Source organism: Chryseobacterium sp. JM1, assembly GCF_000737715.1.
GTDB lineage: Bacteria > Bacteroidota > Bacteroidia > Flavobacteriales > Weeksellaceae > Chryseobacterium.
The window spans coordinates 25,659-45,293 of the sequence record NZ_JPRN01000010.1; the positions used below are offsets into that span (position 1 = coordinate 25,659).

14 protein-coding genes and 2 tRNA genes are annotated in these 19,635 nt (G+C 36.9%); 7 read left to right on the top strand and 9 right to left on the bottom strand.

Annotated features, from left to right (window positions below):
- Positions 1 to 480: 480 nt before the first annotated feature.
- The gene (locus IW22_RS16050; RefSeq protein WP_034728382.1) at positions 481 to 1,185 is read right to left on the bottom strand and encodes a LytR/AlgR family response regulator transcription factor; all 705 of its coding nucleotides are present in this window, start codon (positions 1,183 to 1,185) and stop codon (positions 481 to 483) included.
- Between the two features lie 64 nt (positions 1,186 to 1,249).
- Positions 1,250 to 2,323: a sensor histidine kinase gene (locus tag IW22_RS23735; protein WP_051891271.1), complete on the bottom strand. Its 1,074-nt coding sequence runs from the start codon at positions 2,321 to 2,323 to the stop codon at positions 1,250 to 1,252.
- Positions 2,324 to 2,623: 300 nt separating this feature from the next.
- On the opposite strand from IW22_RS23735, the gene IW22_RS16060 reads away from it, so the two are divergent.
- Complete coding sequence (locus IW22_RS16060; RefSeq protein WP_034728385.1) at positions 2,624 to 3,712, top strand: hypothetical protein; 1,089 nt, start codon at positions 2,624 to 2,626, stop codon at positions 3,710 to 3,712.
- A 575-nt stretch (positions 3,713 to 4,287) separates the two neighbouring features.
- Here the strand turns inward: IW22_RS16060 and IW22_RS16065 are convergent.
- A complete protein-coding gene (locus tag IW22_RS16065; protein WP_034728387.1) occupies positions 4,288 to 5,376 on the bottom strand; it encodes a fatty acid desaturase family protein in 1,089 nt (362 codons plus the stop codon).
- Between the two features lie 454 nt (positions 5,377 to 5,830).
- On the opposite strand from IW22_RS16065, the gene IW22_RS16070 reads away from it, so the two are divergent.
- The 3 genes from IW22_RS16070 to IW22_RS16080 are packed head-to-tail and all read left to right on the top strand — an operon-like array spanning position 5,831 to position 8,773.
- Positions 5,831 to 7,108 (top strand): erythromycin esterase family protein, encoded by a 1,278-nt coding sequence (locus IW22_RS16070; RefSeq protein WP_034728390.1) that lies wholly within the window; start codon positions 5,831 to 5,833, stop codon positions 7,106 to 7,108.
- Positions 7,108 to 8,010, top strand: a complete 903-nt coding sequence (locus IW22_RS16075; RefSeq protein WP_034728393.1) for an ABC transporter ATP-binding protein — start codon at positions 7,108 to 7,110, stop codon at positions 8,008 to 8,010. The genes IW22_RS16070 and IW22_RS16075 overlap by 1 nt, the downstream gene beginning before the upstream one ends.
- Positions 8,003 to 8,773, top strand: a complete 771-nt coding sequence (locus tag IW22_RS16080) for an ABC transporter permease (RefSeq protein ID WP_034728395.1) — start codon at positions 8,003 to 8,005, stop codon at positions 8,771 to 8,773. Before IW22_RS16075 ends, IW22_RS16080 begins: the two co-directional genes overlap by 8 nt.
- 60 nt (positions 8,774 to 8,833) lie before the next feature.
- On the opposite strand, the gene IW22_RS23740 is transcribed toward IW22_RS16080, so the two are convergent.
- Positions 8,834 to 9,313, bottom strand: coding sequence for a hypothetical protein (locus tag IW22_RS23740; protein ID WP_131401749.1), 480 nt, complete (start codon positions 9,311 to 9,313; stop codon positions 8,834 to 8,836).
- 78 nt (positions 9,314 to 9,391) lie between these two features.
- Here IW22_RS23740 and IW22_RS23745 point away from each other — a divergent pair, with 78 nt between their 5' ends.
- The 3 genes from IW22_RS23745 to IW22_RS24440 all read left to right on the top strand — a co-directional run bounded on the left by IW22_RS23745 (position 9,392) and on the right by IW22_RS24440 (position 11,973).
- Entirely contained in the window at positions 9,392 to 11,419 is a 2,028-nt protein-coding gene (locus IW22_RS23745) for a M43 family zinc metalloprotease (RefSeq protein WP_051891273.1), read from the top strand.
- A gap of 306 nt (positions 11,420 to 11,725) precedes the next feature.
- Positions 11,726 to 11,800: transfer RNA gene (locus tag IW22_RS16095), tRNA-Pro, on the top strand.
- A 32-nt stretch (positions 11,801 to 11,832) separates the two neighbouring features.
- Positions 11,833 to 11,973, top strand: a tRNA-Lys gene (locus IW22_RS24440).
- A gap of 490 nt (positions 11,974 to 12,463) precedes the next feature.
- Here IW22_RS24440 and IW22_RS16100 read toward each other — a convergent pair.
- The 5 genes from IW22_RS16100 to IW22_RS16120 form a co-directional block, all read right to left on the bottom strand.
- On the bottom strand, positions 12,464 to 13,309 hold the full coding sequence (locus IW22_RS16100; protein WP_034728689.1) for an SH3 domain-containing protein: 846 nt from the start codon (positions 13,307 to 13,309) through the stop codon (positions 12,464 to 12,466).
- A 17-nt stretch (positions 13,310 to 13,326) separates the two neighbouring features.
- Positions 13,327 to 14,154, bottom strand: coding sequence for a 50S ribosomal protein L11 methyltransferase (prmA, locus tag IW22_RS16105; RefSeq protein ID WP_034728397.1), 828 nt, complete (start codon positions 14,152 to 14,154; stop codon positions 13,327 to 13,329).
- A 301-nt stretch (positions 14,155 to 14,455) separates the two neighbouring features.
- Positions 14,456 to 15,169, bottom strand: coding sequence for a 3-ketoacyl-ACP reductase (locus IW22_RS16110; protein ID WP_034728399.1), 714 nt, complete (start codon positions 15,167 to 15,169; stop codon positions 14,456 to 14,458).
- 555 nt (positions 15,170 to 15,724) lie between these two features.
- The gene (locus IW22_RS16115; protein ID WP_034728401.1) at positions 15,725 to 16,471 is read right to left on the bottom strand and encodes a glycerophosphodiester phosphodiesterase family protein; all 747 of its coding nucleotides are present in this window, start codon (positions 16,469 to 16,471) and stop codon (positions 15,725 to 15,727) included.
- Positions 16,472 to 16,533: 62 nt separating this feature from the next.
- Positions 16,534 to 19,620, bottom strand: a complete 3,087-nt coding sequence (locus tag IW22_RS16120) for a TonB-dependent receptor (RefSeq protein WP_034728403.1) — start codon at positions 19,618 to 19,620, stop codon at positions 16,534 to 16,536.
- Between the last annotated feature and the right edge of the window lie 15 nt (positions 19,621 to 19,635).

Here is a 19,635-nt window from a genome sequence, read left to right on the forward strand (position 1 = left end):
TCGAAGATAGTCCTGTTAAGTGACGGTCTCAGGTTCGAATCCTGACGCGCTCACTTAAAAAGACTCACAATTTTTATTGTGAGTCTTTTTTGTTGTATACTATATCAATAAAGGCAAACCTAGATAGAGCATCCCGATTTTGTAATCGGGACAGTCTCAGGTTCGAATCCTGACGCGCTCACTTAAAAAGACTCACAATTTTTATTGTGAGTCTTTTTTGTTGTATACTATCTCAATAAAGGCAAACCTAGATAGAGCATCCCGATTTTTAATCGGGACGGTCTCAGGTTCGAATCCTTTCTCGCTCTTAAGGAGACACGATTTAATGTCTATTTTCAGAAGTTCAACCTTACCCTTAAGGCCTCGATGTTTTTTTTGGCTCATTCTAATTTTTTGACATGCAATACAGAAAGTCCAATATAACTGCTACTTCTTCATCACTCCCATTGAATCTTAACTAACAATGAGATTCGGTTTTTACTATTTTGAAGTAATTGTTTCCAAATAATTCAGCCAGTTTTCCCTGTAACTGATTCCAATGGGAATTTCTATGGAATTTATTTCAATTTCGTTTTTAGTATAAGCAGTCATTTTTTTTGCCTGAATAATAAATGAACGATGAATTCGAATAAAATCAGAATTCAATAATTTTTCAAAAACCGAGATATTCTGTTTTATATGATGCGATTTTCCATTTTCCAAATGAATCGTTATATAATCTTTCAGGCTTTCGATATACATAACTTCATTAAAGATAATTTTAATATGTCTATTGCCGCTTGTTACAAAAATATGATCTTCAGATTCTGCATGAACTTCTTTCTTTGGAGTTTGAAGCTGTTTAAATTTTTCTATTGAAACAAAAAAGCGGTCAAAAGTAATGGGTTTCAAAAGATAATCGATCACATTAAGTTCGTAGCCTTCAATCGCATATTCTCTGTAAGCTGTTGTAAAAATTACTTTAGGCGGATTTTTTAATTTTTTCAAGAAATCATTTCCTTTCAGTAAAGGCATTTCAATATCTAAGAAGATTAAATCAACAGAATTACACTCTAAAAAGGAATATGCTTTTAATGCATTTTCAAAAGAATCTATTAACTCAAAACTTTCAAAATTTGCCAAATGAGAAGTAATTAATTCTCTTGCCAAAGGTTCGTCGTCAATAATAATACATCTGTGTTTCATTCGAGATAAGTAGTTTGAAATTCTAAAAGCTAATTTAATGGTTTTGAATGGTCTATTGGCGGTCTCATATAACTTCTTTCCCGGTTTGATTTTTCAGACAAAGTTTAACCTTATAAGACGTCTTCGTTTCTTCAATTTCCAATTGATGTTTTTTTGGATATAATAAATCCAGTTGTTTCCGGACGTTTTCTAAGCCAATTTTAGATTTGTCTGAAATTCGGGCCAATTCATTTTGAGGTTTTGTATTCTCAATACTAAAAATAATTTGTCCTTTTTTGCTTTCTAAATTCAACCTGATTGTTGCTTTTTCAGTTTCATTGATTACACCATGCTTAAAAGCATTTTCAATAAAAGTCAATACAATCAAAGGCGAAATTTTATTCGTTTCCTGAATATCTTTCGTAAATACAATATCCAATCTGTTTTCGTCATAACGTAGTTTTTCCAAAGCAATATAATTCTCAATCAGCGTAATTTCTTTTTCCACAGAAACATAATCTTCATTGCAGCGATATAAAACAAAGTCTAAAATCTCAGATAATTTAGCAATGACCTCAGGTGCCTTATCATCTTTTTTTAGGGTTAAAGTATATAAATTATTTAAAGTATTGAACAAGAAATGAGGATTCAGCTGGTTTTTCAGCACCTTTAATTCTATTGATCTTTTTTCTTCTTCCAATTTTAAAAGACGCTGTTGTTTGCGATTAAAGCTGATAAATCCTAAAATAATAACGGGATATGTGATAAAGGAAAACTCTCTTAATATCAATTTACCCGAAGTAAGACGTTCACGAACCGTCATTGTATGCCCAAGCCAATCATCGAAGAAAGTCGGAAATCTGGGTTCCAGATAATAAAATTTTAAAATTATTAAAAAAGCAAAAACAATATAAAGCCAGCCTAAGGCAGAAATTATGAAAAGTAAATATCTTTTTTTATTTAACGTTTCCGGAATAATCCAATATATCAAACCGTAAGCAACAGCGGCCTGTGCTAAAATTTTACAGGAATAAACAACAATGAATGCATAAGAATCTTCATTGTCCGATTTATTTGAAAAGAAAAACAGTAAAAAGAAAATCCAGTATAAGCAATGAAGCGCCGTCCTTTTTAAGTCAATTTTCTTAATAAAATTCATTATATATTTTAATTGACGGCAAAGTAACAAAATATAGGAGTAAAGTCCGATAATTAATCTGAATAGCCTGTTTTAGCTTATAAAAACCGCATTTCAGCACATGAATTCAATAAAATTTAAAAATCGATTATATGAATGCTTAAACAGGTTCTTCAACGGTTCTCAAAACAGGATCATAATGACATGGTTATATTCGCTTAAAATAACAAAATGATCAAATTTATTATTCTACTGGCAGCATAGTTAAGTACTATAATAAAACCCCTTTTTAACGGGAAATGATTAAACCAACAAAACGAAATGAAAAAAGTAATTACAAATGCAATTGGTATTCTGATTATATTGAATGCCTTAAACCTGTTTTCACAAGAGCGCAAACAAGAAATAGTATACAGCAAACCTTCTAAACTCATAAAGCCGACCTTGTTTGCTGATTTGGGAGAAACAAACCAAACGCCGGACGGGATGGCCTTAGATAAAAAAGGCAATCTATTTTTATCGATCACCAATCCAATTTCATTTGATCAATATGGAAGCAGAATTCTAACTTTTAATAAAAACGATAAACCAGTCATTTGGTTTGATCAACTCCCATTACATCCTATTACTAAAAAAGTACATCCAATGGGAATGGAGTTTGGTCCCGATGGAAATTTATATATAATGGATAATCAGTTTTTTACAGGAAATGAAAATTTTTCAAGATTGATTCGGATTAATGTAAAAGACGGGAAACCGGTAAATGCTGAAGTTTTGGTTGAAGGCTTTAATTTCGGAGAAGCCGTAAGATGGTATAAAAACCGGGTTTATATAACAGATGCTTTATTTAAAAACAGAAGAGAAAGCGGAATTTACAGTTTTTCATTGGAACAATTAAATTCTAAAAATATCACTTTAGATGCAGCCAATAAAAAAAATTATATCATTGCCACTTTTACTTTAAAATCAGAAGTTACGAAAAACACGATAGGAATTGACGGGATCGCTTTTGATAAAAAAGGAAATTTGTACGCAGGAAATTTTGGAGATGGCGTTATTAATAAACTAGAATTTGACAAAGACGGAAAAGTAAAATCGAATACAATAGTTTTCGATTCAGACCAGTTAAAATGCTGTGACGGTTTTTTTTATGACGAAAAAAGAAATTCGATTTTTATCGCCAATTATGAGAACAACAGTGTGCATCAGCTTAACTTAGATACCAATACCATTTCGCTGATTTGGGAAAATGACAATGCAGACGGTTCCGATGGAAAACTGGATAATCCTTGTGAAACTATTATCTATAAAGGGAAATTATTAGTAGTTAATTATGATACTTTTCAAGGAGAAAAAAATAAAGAAGCAGATACTTTTCATACAATATCAAGCTTTGATCTGGAAAATTGAATTGAGGTTAAATAAATACTAAGAAAAAAAACAAATCACGTAATTAAACTAACGGCATCAAGTCGGCCATAAAAGTATTCGATAATGTTACTTTCATACTCACAAAACTCACAATTTTATGGTGAGTTTTTCTGTTTATGCCTTTCCATTTTACAAAATTTAATCTTCCTGAAATAAAATCCATTAAAACAGATTACGTGCAAAACTTGCTGAAAGTTTTATTTTTTTTACGCAAATAAAATTATTATGACATTTTATAAAGAAAAGCAAAGGTGGAATCAATTTCATTGATTCTGATGAAGATAACGGATATATCATAATTTTAAAAAATTCACGCAGATTAATCAGATGAGGCAGATTTTCAGTATTATAGATCGGCTTGATCTGTAAAATCTGCGAGAGTAAAAATGAGATTGCTATACAATTTAAATGACACGAATCTGGTTTTAAATTTCCCACAGAATACATGGTCAACAGGTTCGGATCTTTTCGAACTCATTTAAGGAGACGCCATTTGACAGCTATCACATAAAGCTTGGCCGCACTTTTACAACAAGCCAAAAGGTATAATTGGGTTAATTGACAGCCGCCTCCTTGCCAAATTTTTTCAGCGTTAGAAAATGGGAGCGCAGCGCGGATGAAAAGCTCTTATTTTCATTGTAAGGCAAATTGAACTCTATTGCTGTCTTTTTCACAATCACGGAGATCTCTCCATAATGTATGTGGCAGACTTTAGGAAACAGGTGATGCTCGATCTGTCTGTTCAGTCCACCCAGGAAAAATGCTGCGAGCTTATTGTGTGTTGCGAAATTCGCTGTCGTACGCATCTGATGTTCCGCCCAAGCTTCTTCTATCTGCCCTGCTTCGTTCGGTAACGGGAAAGTGGTTCCTTCAACAACGTGGGCCAGCTGAAACACCAGTCCCATCGTCAGGCCTTCTGCAATATGCAAAACCAGAAAGCCGATCAGAAACTGCCACCAACTTACATCCAGCACCAATAAAGGCAATACGATAAAAAGGAAGTAATAGAGCGCTTTAAAGAAAAATAAATTGAAATACTCACGCTTAGGATGTTTATTCTGATGTGCACCAATTTTTTTCTGGAAAAATTTCACATAATCCTTACGGAATACCCATGACAGGGATGCCAGACTGTAAAGCGGAAAGGCGTACCAATGCTGGTACCGCTGAATTCGATTTACTTCATCTTCTTCAGCAATACGGATCAATCCCGGGGCGATCTCAATGTCTTCATCGTGTCCGGGGATATTGGTATAGGTATGGTGAACCAGATTATGAGTGATGCTCCAAACGTATGGATTGGCACCGATCAGATTAAAAATAAATCCGAACAGTTTATTCACCTTTTTATTACCTGAAAGGGAACCGTGTATAGCGTCGTGGCATACATTGAAACCCACAAAGGCACTAAACATACCCAGAGCCGCTGCCAATGGTAAGAGCATCCAGACAGGCATCAGGCCTGAAATGATGACAAGGTAAATCCCTATAAACCCTGTAAGGAAAAATATAGTTTTTCCCCACATATGGGCATTGGCGTGTTGACTTCTTTGATTCTGACTGAAAAATTCGTCTACCCTGCTCCTGAGGGTTGCATAAAAATGAGAACCGGAAGCCGACGAGAATTTTACTTTTTGCGACATAACATATCTTGTTTGATCTACCTGACGCGAACAAACAGATGTGCTAAAATCGGGTGTTGGAATAAGGAGGGTATTGAGATTTCCGGCACATTACCGGATTGTACAAATATAACGTATTAATTGTTCATTTATTATAACTTAAATAAATCCACAATATAAAACTGAGTCGTTACTTGGATTAATTGCCTCTTTTACCTTCTGAAAGCGTATGTTTTTATGGTGAGCTTCAGCGTTTGTACTTATTCGAGACTGGCAAATTTGCTCCTAAAATCTCCAAATTGATTCCACTGTATTCAATCCAAACTCCCAAAATGACAATTCGTCACTACTCTATTCACCGGCACTATTTTCGTCATTCTCATAAATAATTCACACAGAAGAGTAACATTACTTAATAAAATAACACCAATCAAAGAAAACCATAGAAAATTTATCAACCTGTAAATTTTAATGAATGAAAAAAATACTTTACAGTTTTATCATTTCCGTTATCGCCATTTTTGTCCTGAACAAAATCATATACCAGGAAATTCCTGAGAAAGACACCAAAGAACAGCTCTCTGAAATCCAGCGTTACAAACATCCTTTGAAAAGTATTTCTATGGAATCCCGTGACAACAGCGATCTGAAAATATTTGATTCTATTCTAAAGGATAATAAAATTTTAATACTCGGGGAAAACACCCATATTGACGGATCGACTTCTGAGGCTAAAAGCCGACTTATCAAATATCTTCATGAAAATATGAACTATAATGTTGTGCTTTACGAAGCGGGACAGTACGACACCTGGATCTTGAACGAAGAAATGAAGCATCATAAACTTAAAACTTCTGCAGATTCCATCGGAGGTCTGGGGCTTTTCGGATACTGGTGGGGTGCTAAAGAAAGCCAGCCACTGATACAGTATTATCAAAAAACCAAAACAACTGCTAACCCTATTGAACTGGGAGGTTTTGATATTCAATTTTCGGGAGGTGTACTGGCATTCAAGCGTGGAAAGCTATTAAAAGATTTTTTAAGCCGCAATAACATCGATATTAAGACCTTCCCCATTCTCAACAAACGTACTGATGAGCTTAATAATTTTATTTATAAAAGATACATCAACAAGGTTTTAAAAGGAAATCAAAAGAATGAATTTCTACAGGAACTTACCAGACTTGAACAGGCTGTTTTAAAACTGGAAAAAACACCTGAAAATATAGTATACGCCCGATATTTTCGGGATATAAAGGATAATTTGACCAAGAATTGGAAATATAAGCCAGGATCTATGCCGAGCATGCATTTTAGGGATTCACTGATGGCTAAGAATCTTATGTATCAGATTGATTCTGTTTATAAGGATAAAAAGGTCATCGTATGGTGCGCGAATATTCACTCTTTTGCGGAAAGATACAATAAAGACTATCTCCCCTTAGGTGCCTATATCCGTAATCAATATGGAAACTCAGCCTATATTATTGATTTTTCTTCATATGCCCAACAAAATAACAATGGAAGCATTTCTGACAAGCCTGGAAAATATGCCATTGAAAATGTATTTCACAGGACAAAAACTCCGTATTTCTTTCTTAACCTGAGAAATATTCCGGAAAGCTCATTCCTGAAGAAAGAATTTGTATCGACCATCAACCAGAAAACAGACATGAAAAAGAACTGGAGCCGCTCTTTTGACGGAATCTTTTATATAGACATCAATACTGTTTTAACACCCATCAAGAAATAATGGAAAGCATCACTACTAAAGACCTGAGTTATACCATAGGTTCTAAAGTTATTTTAAATAACATCAGCCTGAACGTTCCGGAAGGAAGCATCTATGGCTACCTGGGAAGAAACGGAGCCGGAAAATCGACGACGATAAAGCTGCTTCTGGGACTTCTGGAGGAAACCGGTGATAAAATATTTATTCAGAATAAGAGTTTAAAACAAAACCGCACAGAAATTCTCGCCTCAACAGGAAACCTGATAGAATCGCCTTGTTTTTATACGAAGCTGACGGTTTTTGAAAATTTAAAATATCTGGATATTATCTACGGAAAGGGAAGTAAAAGAATTGACGAAGTTCTGGAACTGGTAGATCTTCACAAGGAAAAGAAAAAGAAAGCCAGCGCCCTATCGATGGGTATGAAACAGCGATTGGGAATTGCAATGGCAATATTTCATGACCCCAAACTGCTGATTCTGGATGAGCCTCTGAACGGTCTGGACCCTCAGGGAATTTTTGAAATGAGAAAGCTTTTCCAGCATCTGAACGAGCAGGGCAAAACTATTTTCCTGTCGAGTCATATCCTGAGCGAATTGGAGAAAACGGCTACACACATCGGAATTATTGAAGGTGGGAAGATGGTTTTCCAGGGGACGAAGAATGAACTTCTGAGCCAGGTGGAAAAAGACGTGGTTCTGAGAGTAAACAATACCGAAAAAGCTATTTCTGTCCTGCAGGAATCTTTTCCTGTCTCAGTAAACAGTCCCAATAAGATTTCGGTAAGGGCGAACGATGACGAAAAGTTTAATTTACTTTTAAAGACAGCGATTGACAACGGAATTGAGATCTACGATATAGAATCTCAGAGCACGAATCTTGAACAGATCTTCATTAACCTAATTTCTAAAAACCATGACTAATACTTTCTATAAAGCCTTTTCTTCCGAGCAGTACAAACTTTCCAAGAACAGGGAAATATTCGGGATATTGCTGCTTCCCGCTCTTATTATTATAGCTTTTGACCTTTATTATGTCTACGGGCTCCTCACCGAAGGTATCGAAGTGGGAACAGTAAATCCATGGAAAATGGTATTGGGAAAGACGGTGTCATTATTTCTTTATATGCTCTATCCTATTTTGGTTTCTCTATTCGTACATGCCTGTTGTGACGTAGAATACAGAAATAATAATTATAAGATTCTGTTTACCATACCGGTTTCAAAATCAAAAATATTTGTTTCAAAAGTATTGTTTATCCTGATAACGGTTGGGTTTTCGATGATTTTAACTTACCTGGTTTTTCTTCTGAGTGGTTATTTCCTGAGTGTTATTTTCCCGGAGCTTGGGTTTCAGAATTATGATTTCAGAGAGGTGGTATTCTATGTTTTTCTGAAATTTTCTATCACACTTTCTGCCATCGCTATGATACAACTCACTCTGAGTCTGGTATTCAAAAATTTTATTTATCCGATAGGCTTCAGCATGTTTATGCTTATTTTTTCAGGGCTTATGAATGAGAAAAAGTTTTCAGATTTTCTGGTGTATACGGAAGGTTCTAAACTTTTCGGAAATTTAATGTACGAAAATATTTCTTTTGAACGGCTGGATTACTGCAATATAGCCGCCGTATTTATTTTTGCTGCCGTGAGTTTTTACTTATTTGTAAGGAAGAAAGGGGTTTAAATAATAAAAATCGCTCTCCGGTTCTAAAACACCAAAGAGCGACAATCTATTTTCTAAATTTTACTTCGAAAATTTCTGTCTGCCTTTTATCTCCTTGAAAAGTTCTCCGTAAAGGCTTTCCAGTTCTTTTGGTGGAGCGCCGGAATCGAAAGTTGATGATTCGTATATCTTATCATCAGCTGTAATCAATAGAGTGGAAGCGAAAGCCCGGTCTCCAAACCTTCCTTCTGAAGGAGACTTTAATGAAGCTATTTTATCCAGATCGATCAGTTCAGCCTGTTTTACAATACTTTCCCAAGCTGAAGCAGACAAAACATCTGCCGAAACATTTCCGTTTACAGATGTGCTTCTGGAGCCTGGAGTAAATGTAATGATCCTGTTTGTACCTCTGGTCTGCTCCGTGATTTCAATCTTTTGAATCCTGGATTTTTTCTGTACGCCATTTGATGTAATGGTATCCGAACTTCCTTTTTGTTGAGAAGTACAATTCATATTAGACAAAACAAGGGGAATTAATGCAATTAACAATTTATAATTCATTTTCATTGTTTTTTAGATTTTACCGAAAATTATTAGTAAAAATAAATATATTTGTAAAATTAATTAAATTATATACACATGAAAGGTAAAACTACTTTTAAATTACCGTTTTTACTTTTTTTAACACTCTTCTGTTTGGTATTTGGACAGAAAAACGATCCTAAAGATAAGATTGTTTTTGGAAAAGTCTATTCCCTTGAAGAGCTTAGAAAAACAAATGGGTTTGTGAGATGTGCTTCTACAGAATATGAAGCTATGCTACAGCAAAAAGATCCGAAAAGAATGACTGAGCAACAGTTTGAAGACTGGATTGGGCCATTAATTGCCAACGCACAGGCTAACAAGTCTCAAAACGGCGGAATTATTACAATTCCTGTTGTAGTACACGTTATCCACAGTGGGCAGGCATTAGGTACAGCACCCAACATTACAGATTCACAGGTTCAGTCTCAGATCACTGTAATGAATAATGACTATAGAAAACTGGCCGGAACTCCCGGAGCCAACACCAGCCCTGTAGGCGCAGATACCATGATACAGTTTGCTTTGGCAAAAGTAGATCCTAAAGGAAATCCTACCAACGGAGTAGACCGTGTTAATCTTTGTCAGCTTTCATGGTCTACGGCAGCGATTGACAGCTACGTAAAGCCGGTGACGATCTGGGATCCTACAAAATATATGAACATGTGGAGTGTAAACTTCTCTGATGCTGATCTTCTTGGTTACGCACAGTTTCCTTCCAATTCCACTTTACCCGGATTGAACACAAATGGAGGTTATGCTTATACAGACGGTGTAGTCGCTAACTATGCTACTTTCGGTAGCAGCACTTATAATGACGGAACATTTTTATTAGCTGCACCATATGACAAAGGAAGAACAATGACTCACGAGGTGGGGCACTTTCTGGGTCTGAGACACATTTGGGGAGATGCGAACTGTGGTACCGATTACGTTGCAGATACTCCGACACACAGAACGTCCAACGGAGGATGCCCTGCGCACCCTAAATCCAATACCTGTGGTACTCCTGATGAAATGTTCGAAAACTATATGGATTATACCTACGATACATGTATGAACATCTTCACCATTAACCAAAAGGACAGAATGGTAGCTGTAATGAACAATTCTCCAAGAAGAATGGAACTGAAAACATCTACAGCAGATATTGCTATTCCTTTATTTGCCAACGATGCAGAACTAAAAGGAGAAAGAAACTGCTTTGATACATCGTGTGCTGACACTCCTGCACCTATTACCGCTCAGTTCTCCATATACAACAGAGGAACAAGTGCCCTTACATCTGCAGTGATTACCTATTCTGTAAACGGAGGCGCTCAGCAGACTGTTAACTGGACAGGAAACTTAGCTCAGGATAAATATGCAATCATCAGCATTCCTTCAGGAGCGGGATCAGGAACGGTTTCTGCTAAAATCACCTCTGTAAACGGAGTTGCCGATCAAAGAGCCAGCAATGATTCTTCTTCTGTAGTTCTTGGGAATACAATCCCTGTATCTAATACCAACTTTACATTTGAATTACAGCTTGACTACTGGGGGTCTGAAACTACATGGGACTTAAAAAACAGCGCAGGTGCCGTAGTTTACAGCGGTGGTCCTTATACTGACGTTCCAAACCCAACTTCAAGTACGCCTCTTCCGGCAGTAATGACTCAAAACTGGGTATTGCCCGTAAATGACTGTTATACTTTCACGATCAATGATTCTGAAGGTGACGGTATCTATGAGTACGAAGGTTTCTACAGAGTTAAAAATTCTGCAGGAAACATTGTATTGGGTGGATATGACTTCACTACTTCACAGCAAAAACAATTTAAAGTATTAGGAGCATTGTCTACAAGCGAAGTGACAAAAGATAAAAACACAGCAGGTGTTTATCCAAATCCTGTAAGTGATGTTCTAAACGTTACGAACGTAGCTAATAATACTAAGTATGAAATTTACAACGCAGTGGGTCAAATCGTAAAATCCGGAGCTCTTGAAGATCAGAAAATCCGTGTAGCTGAATTGACAAAAGGAACGTATTTCATTACTTTCAAAAGCGACAAGAAAACAGAAAATGTAAAATTTATAAAAAAATAAATTAAATTTTACATTGCAGTTTTTCCAGCAATAATAAACCTTCGGATAAATTCCGGAGGTTTTTTTTATTTTTATTTTCATTCCTGATGAAATTTAAAATTGAGAAAACACTTATTTATAAAACACTGATATTTAAGATCTAATATTTTCAGACACAAGGAAATGGTCTCTTTTATAATCTGTGACTGTGATGGTGCACCAAATAATTATTAAATAATTTTCACAAATAGTCTTTTTTATTCAAAATAATTTTCTATCTTTGCACTCGCAAAAACGAAGTAAAATTCGTCTAGATGACCTAATAATCGGGGCGTAGCGTAGTCCGGTCATCGCGCCTGGTTTGGGACCAGGAGGTCGCAGGTTCGAATCCTGCCGCCCCGACAGTTTTAGTAATTTTTTCAAAATTATTTAATGGGTGCGTAGCTCAGCTGGATAGAGCATCTGCCTTCTAAGCAAGGCTTTTTTGTTACCTAATAACTCAATAAAGACAAACCTCGATAGAGCGTCCCGATTTTTAATCGGGACGGTCTCAGGTTCGAATCCTGACGCGCTCACTTAAGCCTTACAATTTTATTGTGAGGCTTTTTTGTTACCTAATAACTCAATAAAGACAAACCTCGATAGAGCATCCCGATTTTTAATCGGGACGGTCTCAGGTTCGAATCCTGACGCGCTCACTTAGGCCTTACAATTTTATTGTGAGGCTTTTTTGTTACCTAATAACTCAATAAAGACAAACCTCGATAGAGCATCCCGATTTTTAATCGGGACGGTCTCAGGTTCGAATCATCCTTTCGCGCTCAAAGAATCACGCAGGCATTATGTCCTTTTATCGGGCTCATTTAGCATAAAACCACATATACATCCAAAAGATTAAGTTTACGCTAATTTCACCCCTTTAAAAGAGGTAATCAGGGTTAGATATCAGCTCCACCTTCTGTATTTTCTATTCAACAACAAAATTGCATTCGTAGTTCATTTATTCAAAACATAAAAAAACCACTGTAATTGATACAGCGGTTATATTTATTTTAAGTTAAAAGCTTATTTCAGTTGATAAGAACTTCCGTTCCAAAGATATGTTTTGGAGGAATGCTTTTTCTTTTCCCTGTCATTATCGTCTTTTTCCATTTCCTCCGTTTTAAAGATAAAGGCATTAGAGATTCCACCTTTGTCATTAGGGAAAACAAATTCTTCCGTATGATAATACACATCGGCATCCCCAACATTCGTCAGCTGAGGCAGAGCTACCAATTTTTTATTTCTAAAAAATACATACTGGCTATAGCTAGCAATTCCGCAGGCTTCACCGGAAACTATTGCCTTAAGGGTTAATTCCACATTCTGCAGCTTGTGCCCGCTTTCAATGGTAAATGTTCCATAGCTCAGTTCTTCTCCTCTTCCTGTATCAAAATACACCTCATCAATCAATGTATTTCCTTCCATCATTTTGATGCCGGCGATATTCTGCTTTTCAACTCCGTTGTATTCTTTGCTTTTTCTGTCTACCGTTTTAGAAAGCCCAAAAAGGAAGTCGTAACCGTTTTTGTTGCGAAAACCTACGCAAAGATTTCCTCCCCAGATATAACCTTCGGAAATGGCATCTCCTTTCTGATAAGAAACCTTGTACCAGTTCGCACCTCTCTCCCCTAGTCTCAGGACAGCTTCTTCTTCTTTTTTAAGAATCATCACCTGCTGATTCGTCTGCAGCGAATCCGTAACCTGCGATTTTACATTGGGTTCTTTTCTTACTCTGGTCCAGTCTGTAAAAACTTTCTGAGGCTTATTTTCCTCAAAGCTAAAAACGCCGTCAGCATAAATCATATTTTCTTCCTGTGCTGAAAAAAGCTGCAGGAATAGCAGACATAAAACGGTCAGTAAAGATTTCATATTCGTATTTTGTTTCATTATTTCTCCAACAACAAGCTTACCCATTCTTCACGCTGAAGCTTTTTCTTAAGCTCAAGACCACTTTCTTTACATACTTCAAGGATATCATCTACATCAAAGAAACACAGCCCGGAAAGGAGTAATTTACCGCCTTCATTCATTACACCAACATAGGTAGGAATATCAGAGATCAGGATATTTCTATTGATGTTTGCCAGAATAATATCAAAATTTTCTTTTCCTAAGTTTTCTGCAGTTCCCAGTTCAATATCCAGCTCAACACCATTTCTTGCGGCATTTTCTTTTGAGTTTTCTACCGACCATTCGTCAATATCAATAGCTTTTACCTCTCCGGCACCCTGCTGTTTTGCGTAAATAGCCAATACAGAAGTTCCACATCCCATATCAAGGACTTTTTTACCATTGAAATCAATATCCATCATCTGTTGAATCATCAGGTGTGTCGTTGGGTGATGTCCTGTTCCGAAAGACATTTTAGGCTGAATGATAATTTCATGCATCCCCGCTACCGACTCATGGAATTCTGCTCTGATGAGTACTTTATCGTCAATATTGATGGGTGAAAAGTTCTTTTCCCATTCTTCATTCCAGTTGATATTCGGCATTTCTTCAAACGAATAAGTGATCTCTACATTTTCATTTTCAAAAAGCGGAAGCGCCTTAAGTTCTTCTTCTTTAAAAAGTTCTTTCTGAATATATCCTAAAATTCCATCGATTTCTTCTGTAAAGCTGTCAAAACCTATTTCGATAAGCTCTGCCATTAATATCTCGTTCCATGGCTGTAATGGAGAAATCTTGAAATTGAATTCTAAATAATTTTGCATTGCGTAAGTAATTTGGTGCAAAAATAAGAATGTTATTACGGTTAAAAAAATTGAAGTGCTATGAGTATGGTTTATTTTGAGAATAATCATATTCGCTTTAATCGCAGAGATGGAAAGTTTTGATGAACCGGGTAACTTTTTAAGATCAAAGAGACGTTGACACCCAGCAGGGCATCTGTTTTATATTTTGGCTAAAGCCGGACAGGTCTGTATAAATAAAAAAGCGGGCTAAAGCCCGCTTCTATTGAATATTTTATTGCTTAAATTAAATCAACTTGTAATTATTAACGATCAATTTGCTTTATGGATTTGTAGAGAAAATGGAACCGTTGGCAATCAATGCTCTTCTGTTCATTTTTAAAATATCTCTTACCCATTCTGCGAAATCTTCCGGCTGAAGTACTTTATCCGGATTGCCGTCGGTAAGCCCTCCCTGGATGCTCATATCCGAAGCGATGGTACTTGGCGTCAATGTGATAACACGGATATTCTGCTTTCTCCATTCTGCCATCATCGATTGGGATAATGAAACTACCGCTGCTTTAGAAGCTGCATAGGCTGACATATTCGGGCCGCCTTTAAGGCCGGCTGTAGAAGCTACGTTAACAATATCTCCTTCACCATTTGCTTTCAGAAAAGGATAAACAGCCTTGGAAGCATAATACACTCCAAATAAGTTGGTTTTAATAACCTGTTCCCAGGTTTCAGAAGACATTTCTTCAATGCTTCCAAAATCTCCGATTCCTGCATTATTCACCAAAATATCTACGCTTCCCAATTGCTGAGCAAGAGATTCGATTCCCGCTTTCACTTCAGATTCATTATCAATACTGAAAACCGCATATGCAGAGTTTACCCCAAGTGCTTTGATCTCTTCGACTGTATTTTTAAGGTTTTCTTCATTTCTACCAGTAACGGCCACATGTACTCCTTCATTGGCTAAAGCTAACGCAACCGCCTTTCCAAGCCCTCTTCCACCACCTGTTACGATGGCATTTTTTCCGTTTATATTCATAATATTTTTCTTTCTTAGGACAAATTTACGAAAGAACATTTTGACAAGACCCGAAGAATAGACATTTAATACAATTTTAATAGAGGTATTAGATTCCGAAGTTTTTTTAACCACAAAAGAGACAAAAGCTTTTTAACACTTATGTTATTTGAAATCTAAATGATTTGCGCATAAAAAGTTCATATAAGCACTTAAAAATCAAAGATTTTTTATGTAAACAATGTTGGAAAAAAATGGGATACCGCAAAAGCGCAAAACTTTATTTAAACACGTTTTTAAGGCGCAGGAAAATCAAAGATTTTCAGGGTGATGATGAGATTGCTTCGTCGCTGTGCTCCTCGCAATGACAGGGGTATTCAATTTTATCGAAGATAGAATCCTTGCGTCTTAAAGTATTCAAATTAGAAAAAAAACTTGCGTCTTTGCGATAACCAACAAAATGCATAAACATCTGCGGAAATTCAATGAATTTTTGACGGGGTGATTTAGAGGTGTAAAAAACAAAAAACCTGCCTCCAAAAAGAGACAGGCTATTCATTTCAGTAACAAAAACTGTTATTTATTTTTCAGCTGATCAGGAATATTTGTAGTCACAAAGCCAATCCCTTGATTTTTCAACTGTTCGTATACTGCCGGATCATTGACTGTCCATGAGTTCGTGATAAGACCTAAAGCTTTTGCATCAGTAATCCATGTTGGATTTTTCTGAAAAACGCTGTAATGATAGTCCATACCGTCAAGACCTTCTTTTTTGATCTGCTCAGGAGACAGTTCTCCGTTCAGATACTGTACTTTGAATTTCGGCTCCAGCTTTTTGATCTCTTTGCAGATATTTAAGCTGAAAGAAATATACTCACTCTGCCCTTCCAGTTTCATTTCCTTAATCATTTTAAGAGTCTTCTGAGTGATCTCATTTTCCAGTTCAGGAGTTTTGGCTGGCTTGATCTCAACGATCAGTTTTAAAGAGGCATCTTTTTTACCCTGCTTCAGATAATCTTTCAGCGTAGGGAATTTCTCACCATTGGAAAGTTTCAATGCTTCCAGTTCTTTGAAAGAAGTTTCAGAGATCTCTTTTTCACCATGATGCTCATCGTGGTTGATCACCAGAACGCCGTCTTTGGTCATTCTTACGTCAAATTCCGATCCGTATATTTTTAATTTCTGGGCATTCTCTAAAGATTGAATAGAATTTTCCGTGGTAGGCGGCTGTGCCTGGAAATAGCCTCTGTGCGCGATAATCTGGGTTTGTGCCTTCATTAGGACTGTACTTAAAACTGCTAACCCTAAGATAAAATTTTTCATAATACAATTTAGATAATTAGATAAAAATCTTAAAAACGTTTGATAAAGGTAGTGTTTACCTATTAAAAACTGTATTTAGCACCGATCTGAATCTGGTAAGGATTCCCGGAAAGAGGTGCTAAACCGCTGGTATTTTTAGTGTATTCAAACTGCTTGGTTGCCTGGTTGAATTTTGTAACTCTGTATAAGGCTGTATTTCCATAAGACTTATTAACGCCCCATTCTTTATTCAGAAGGTTGGCCAGGTTGAAAATATCAACAGAAAGTTCAAAGGCTCCGATTTTATCAAACTTGATTTTTTTAGCAACACGTACATCCCAAACTCCGTAGAATGCGTTTTTACCACCGTTACGTTCTGCTATAGCATTGTTATATTTTTCCACATAATCTTTCAAAGCTTGTCCTACTTCAGGATCATTAAGAAGCGGTTGGGTAATGATTTCCGGGAAGATGTACGCAAGGTCGTTGGAATCTACAAAGTCACCGTTGATATTTCCACCTGCCGTTACTGAGAAACGGGTTCCTCCAATTCCGGAGTACCTTACTCCCAGCGTAAATCCTGCAATAGTAGGCGAGTTTCCGTAAAGCACTATTTTATTTCGGAACTGGTTGTCAGAATAGCTCATTCTTAAATCTCTCGGATCACCCTGAACTGGAGTGGAAAGTGTCGCCGAATTCGCTACGTTTCCGTTGTATGAGGTATTGTCTTTGATATCAGACCAGGTATAACTTGCCGTGATCTCTCCATCTTTCCAGTAACGGTAGCTGGTATCCACCACGAATGAGTACTGGTTCACTTTACCATCACTCACAAGCTCAAGCACTCTTCCGAATTTTTTATTGATTCTTCCTTCTTTCCAGTCGATACTTACACTGTTATTTGCATTATTGATGATCGTAGATTCAGGTACATATACGCCTCTTCCACCTTCGTTGGCTAAGTTGAAAGCCGGATTAGCCTTCATATTTCTGTCGTAGTAAAAATAATTGTTTCTTCCCAATGCCATGTATCCTGCAATTCCCGCTCTGAATCTTTCATTAAAGAAGTGGGTATAAGAGATATTCGCTTTATAAACGATTGGAATTTTCGCATCTTTTCCGGTATAATTGATAGTCGGGATCTGATACTGTGAAAGTGACGGTACGCTTCCGTAGTCATCTCTATATCCTGGGAAATTAGGAGTCAGACCAACATTACCAGGATTCACATCTACTGTTGCCAGATGCTTTCCGTCAAAAACAAGGTTATTGATCACCATATAGTTGTTGATGTCAGAAGAGAAGATTCCCGCACCAAATTTTAAGAAATCTTTGTTGCCTTCATTGATATTCCAGTCAAACTGAAATCTCGGCTGGATCACAAATGATTTAATCTGATTATCTGTTCTGATGCCCATTTCATCAAAAAGCTTCTGATTGAATTCAGCTTTCGGATATCCTCCGTAATCGAATCTTAATCCGGCCATAAAATCAAGGCCTGTTGCTATTTTGGTCTGAATCTGCCCATATAATCCTGCATTCCAGATACTGGATCTTACAGATGGATCATCCATCAAAGGTACTTCTCTGTAGAATCTGTAAGGCTTAAGATCTTCAAAATTCTTCATACCCTGAAACTGGAATCTTCCGTTTACTTCACTTCCGTAGACAGATTTTGATCTGGTATACATCAGGTCTACCCCAAAAGTATATTTAATTTTATCCGTGTTGTAGTATAAATTATCTACAATCTGAAATACATTATTTCTGAAACCTTCCTGACCGAAACGATGTCCTCCAATCTGGATATTGGTGGCTCCAACACTGGATGTAACACCTTCTACCACTGCTCTTGGCACCGGTTTTCCTAATTGATTGTTCTGATAACTGTCCTGAAACGTGTATAAATATTGTGCTTTTAATTCGTTCGTGATATTCGGCTTAACGTTTGTTCTCAACGTCAAAAGTAAGCTGTTGTCAAGGTTTTTATCATTCCCGTAAGACTCAAAGAAATTGATCGCGGTATTATCTGCCAATCCGTTTTTATTCAGATCGTACGTGAAATTATTTCTTAATGTCAATAGGTTTTTTTCGTTGATCTGCCAGTCCAGACGAAGGAATCCTGCATCTGAATTTCTTACTTTGTCAAAGCTTCCGAACTGTGGCGAATTTCCTACCCCGTATTTTGATCTTGCAATATCCAGAAACTGGTTTAGCGTCTGCGTGGTTGTATTAAATCTTTTTTCATCATCTGTAGATTTGATATCTGCAATTTGCAACGGCCTTGAATCTAACTGGTGATCCCATGCAACGAAGAAATGTAATTTGTTTTTAATAATTGGCCCTCCCAATGAAAAACCGAACTGAGATGTAGAGAAATCATTCTCTCTTTTGTTCCCTCTGATGTCATACGGGCTGGAAAGCCAGTTTGTTCTCAGATATTCCCATGCACTTCCCGAGAATTTATTTGTACCGGATTTGGTAACGGCACTTACCGTTCCACCACCGCTTCTTCCCAGGGTTACATCATATTGGTTAGTAGTAATCTTAAATTCACGAACTGCTTCTATCGAGATAGAAAACGGTGCACCGCTACGGCTGGTTGTAGATCCTGCAGAAGTCGGGTTTTTCGCCGTCATCCCGTCGATCGTAAAGTTGGTAGAAGATCCCAGCTGTCCGGACAGGTTTCCGCCTTTTCCGCTTAATGGGGACAATTCAGTAAGATTGGTGAAATTTCTTCCGTTGACCGGGAGCATGCTGATGTTCTTCGCTGAAATCGCGGTCGCTGCTCCAAGGTTTCCGATCTTGTTTTTAAGGTTTCCGGTGACTACGACTTCTTCTATCTGCTTTTCGTCACCACCTAAGCTCATGTTTACCGTAACCTGATCTCCGAAGTTGACGTTATATCCTTCTTTCTTTTCCTCGTTCACGATCACCGTATAAGGTCCGCCAAGAGGAATTTCTTTGAAAATATACTCACCTTTCGAATTGGTTTCCGTTTCCGTCCTGAACCCTGTAGACTCGTTCACAATGGTTACTTTCACTTTTTCCTGAGCGGTACTGCCCAGTCCGGTAATTCTTCCCACAATTGAAGCCTGTGTTGTCTGCGCATAAGCCAGTGTTCCAAATCCCAAAAACAATAATCCTAGTACAATCTTTACTTTTCTCATCTTAACAAATTAGAT

What these genes read in the sequence shown, in the direction of transcription:
- IW22_RS16050 (WP_034728382.1), bottom strand. Translation starts at nt 1,185, where the DNA reads ATGAAACACAGATGTATTATTATTGACGACGAACCTTTGGCAAGAGAA.
- IW22_RS23735 (WP_051891271.1), bottom strand. Translation starts at nt 2,323, where the DNA reads ATGAATTTTATTAAGAAAATTGACTTAAAAAGGACGGCGCTTCATTGC.
- IW22_RS16060 (WP_034728385.1), top strand. Translation starts at nt 2,624, where the DNA reads ATGAAAAAAGTAATTACAAATGCAATTGGTATTCTGATTATATTGAAT.
- IW22_RS16065 (WP_034728387.1), bottom strand. Translation starts at nt 5,376, where the DNA reads ATGTCGCAAAAAGTAAAATTCTCGTCGGCTTCCGGTTCTCATTTTTAT.
- IW22_RS16070 (WP_034728390.1), top strand. Translation starts at nt 5,831, where the DNA reads ATGAAAAAAATACTTTACAGTTTTATCATTTCCGTTATCGCCATTTTT.
- IW22_RS16075 (WP_034728393.1), top strand. Translation starts at nt 7,108, where the DNA reads ATGGAAAGCATCACTACTAAAGACCTGAGTTATACCATAGGTTCTAAA.
- IW22_RS16080 (WP_034728395.1), top strand. Translation starts at nt 8,003, where the DNA reads ATGACTAATACTTTCTATAAAGCCTTTTCTTCCGAGCAGTACAAACTT.
- IW22_RS23740 (WP_131401749.1), bottom strand. Translation starts at nt 9,313, where the DNA reads ATGAATTATAAATTGTTAATTGCATTAATTCCCCTTGTTTTGTCTAAT.
- IW22_RS23745 (WP_051891273.1), top strand. Translation starts at nt 9,392, where the DNA reads ATGAAAGGTAAAACTACTTTTAAATTACCGTTTTTACTTTTTTTAACA.
- IW22_RS16100 (WP_034728689.1), bottom strand. Translation starts at nt 13,309, where the DNA reads ATGAAATCTTTACTGACCGTTTTATGTCTGCTATTCCTGCAGCTTTTT.
- prmA (WP_034728397.1), bottom strand. Translation starts at nt 14,154, where the DNA reads ATGCAAAATTATTTAGAATTCAATTTCAAGATTTCTCCATTACAGCCA.
- IW22_RS16110 (WP_034728399.1), bottom strand. Translation starts at nt 15,169, where the DNA reads ATGAATATAAACGGAAAAAATGCCATCGTAACAGGTGGTGGAAGAGGG.
- IW22_RS16115 (WP_034728401.1), bottom strand. Translation starts at nt 16,471, where the DNA reads ATGAAAAATTTTATCTTAGGGTTAGCAGTTTTAAGTACAGTCCTAATG.
- IW22_RS16120 (WP_034728403.1), bottom strand. Translation starts at nt 19,620, where the DNA reads ATGAGAAAAGTAAAGATTGTACTAGGATTATTGTTTTTGGGATTTGGA.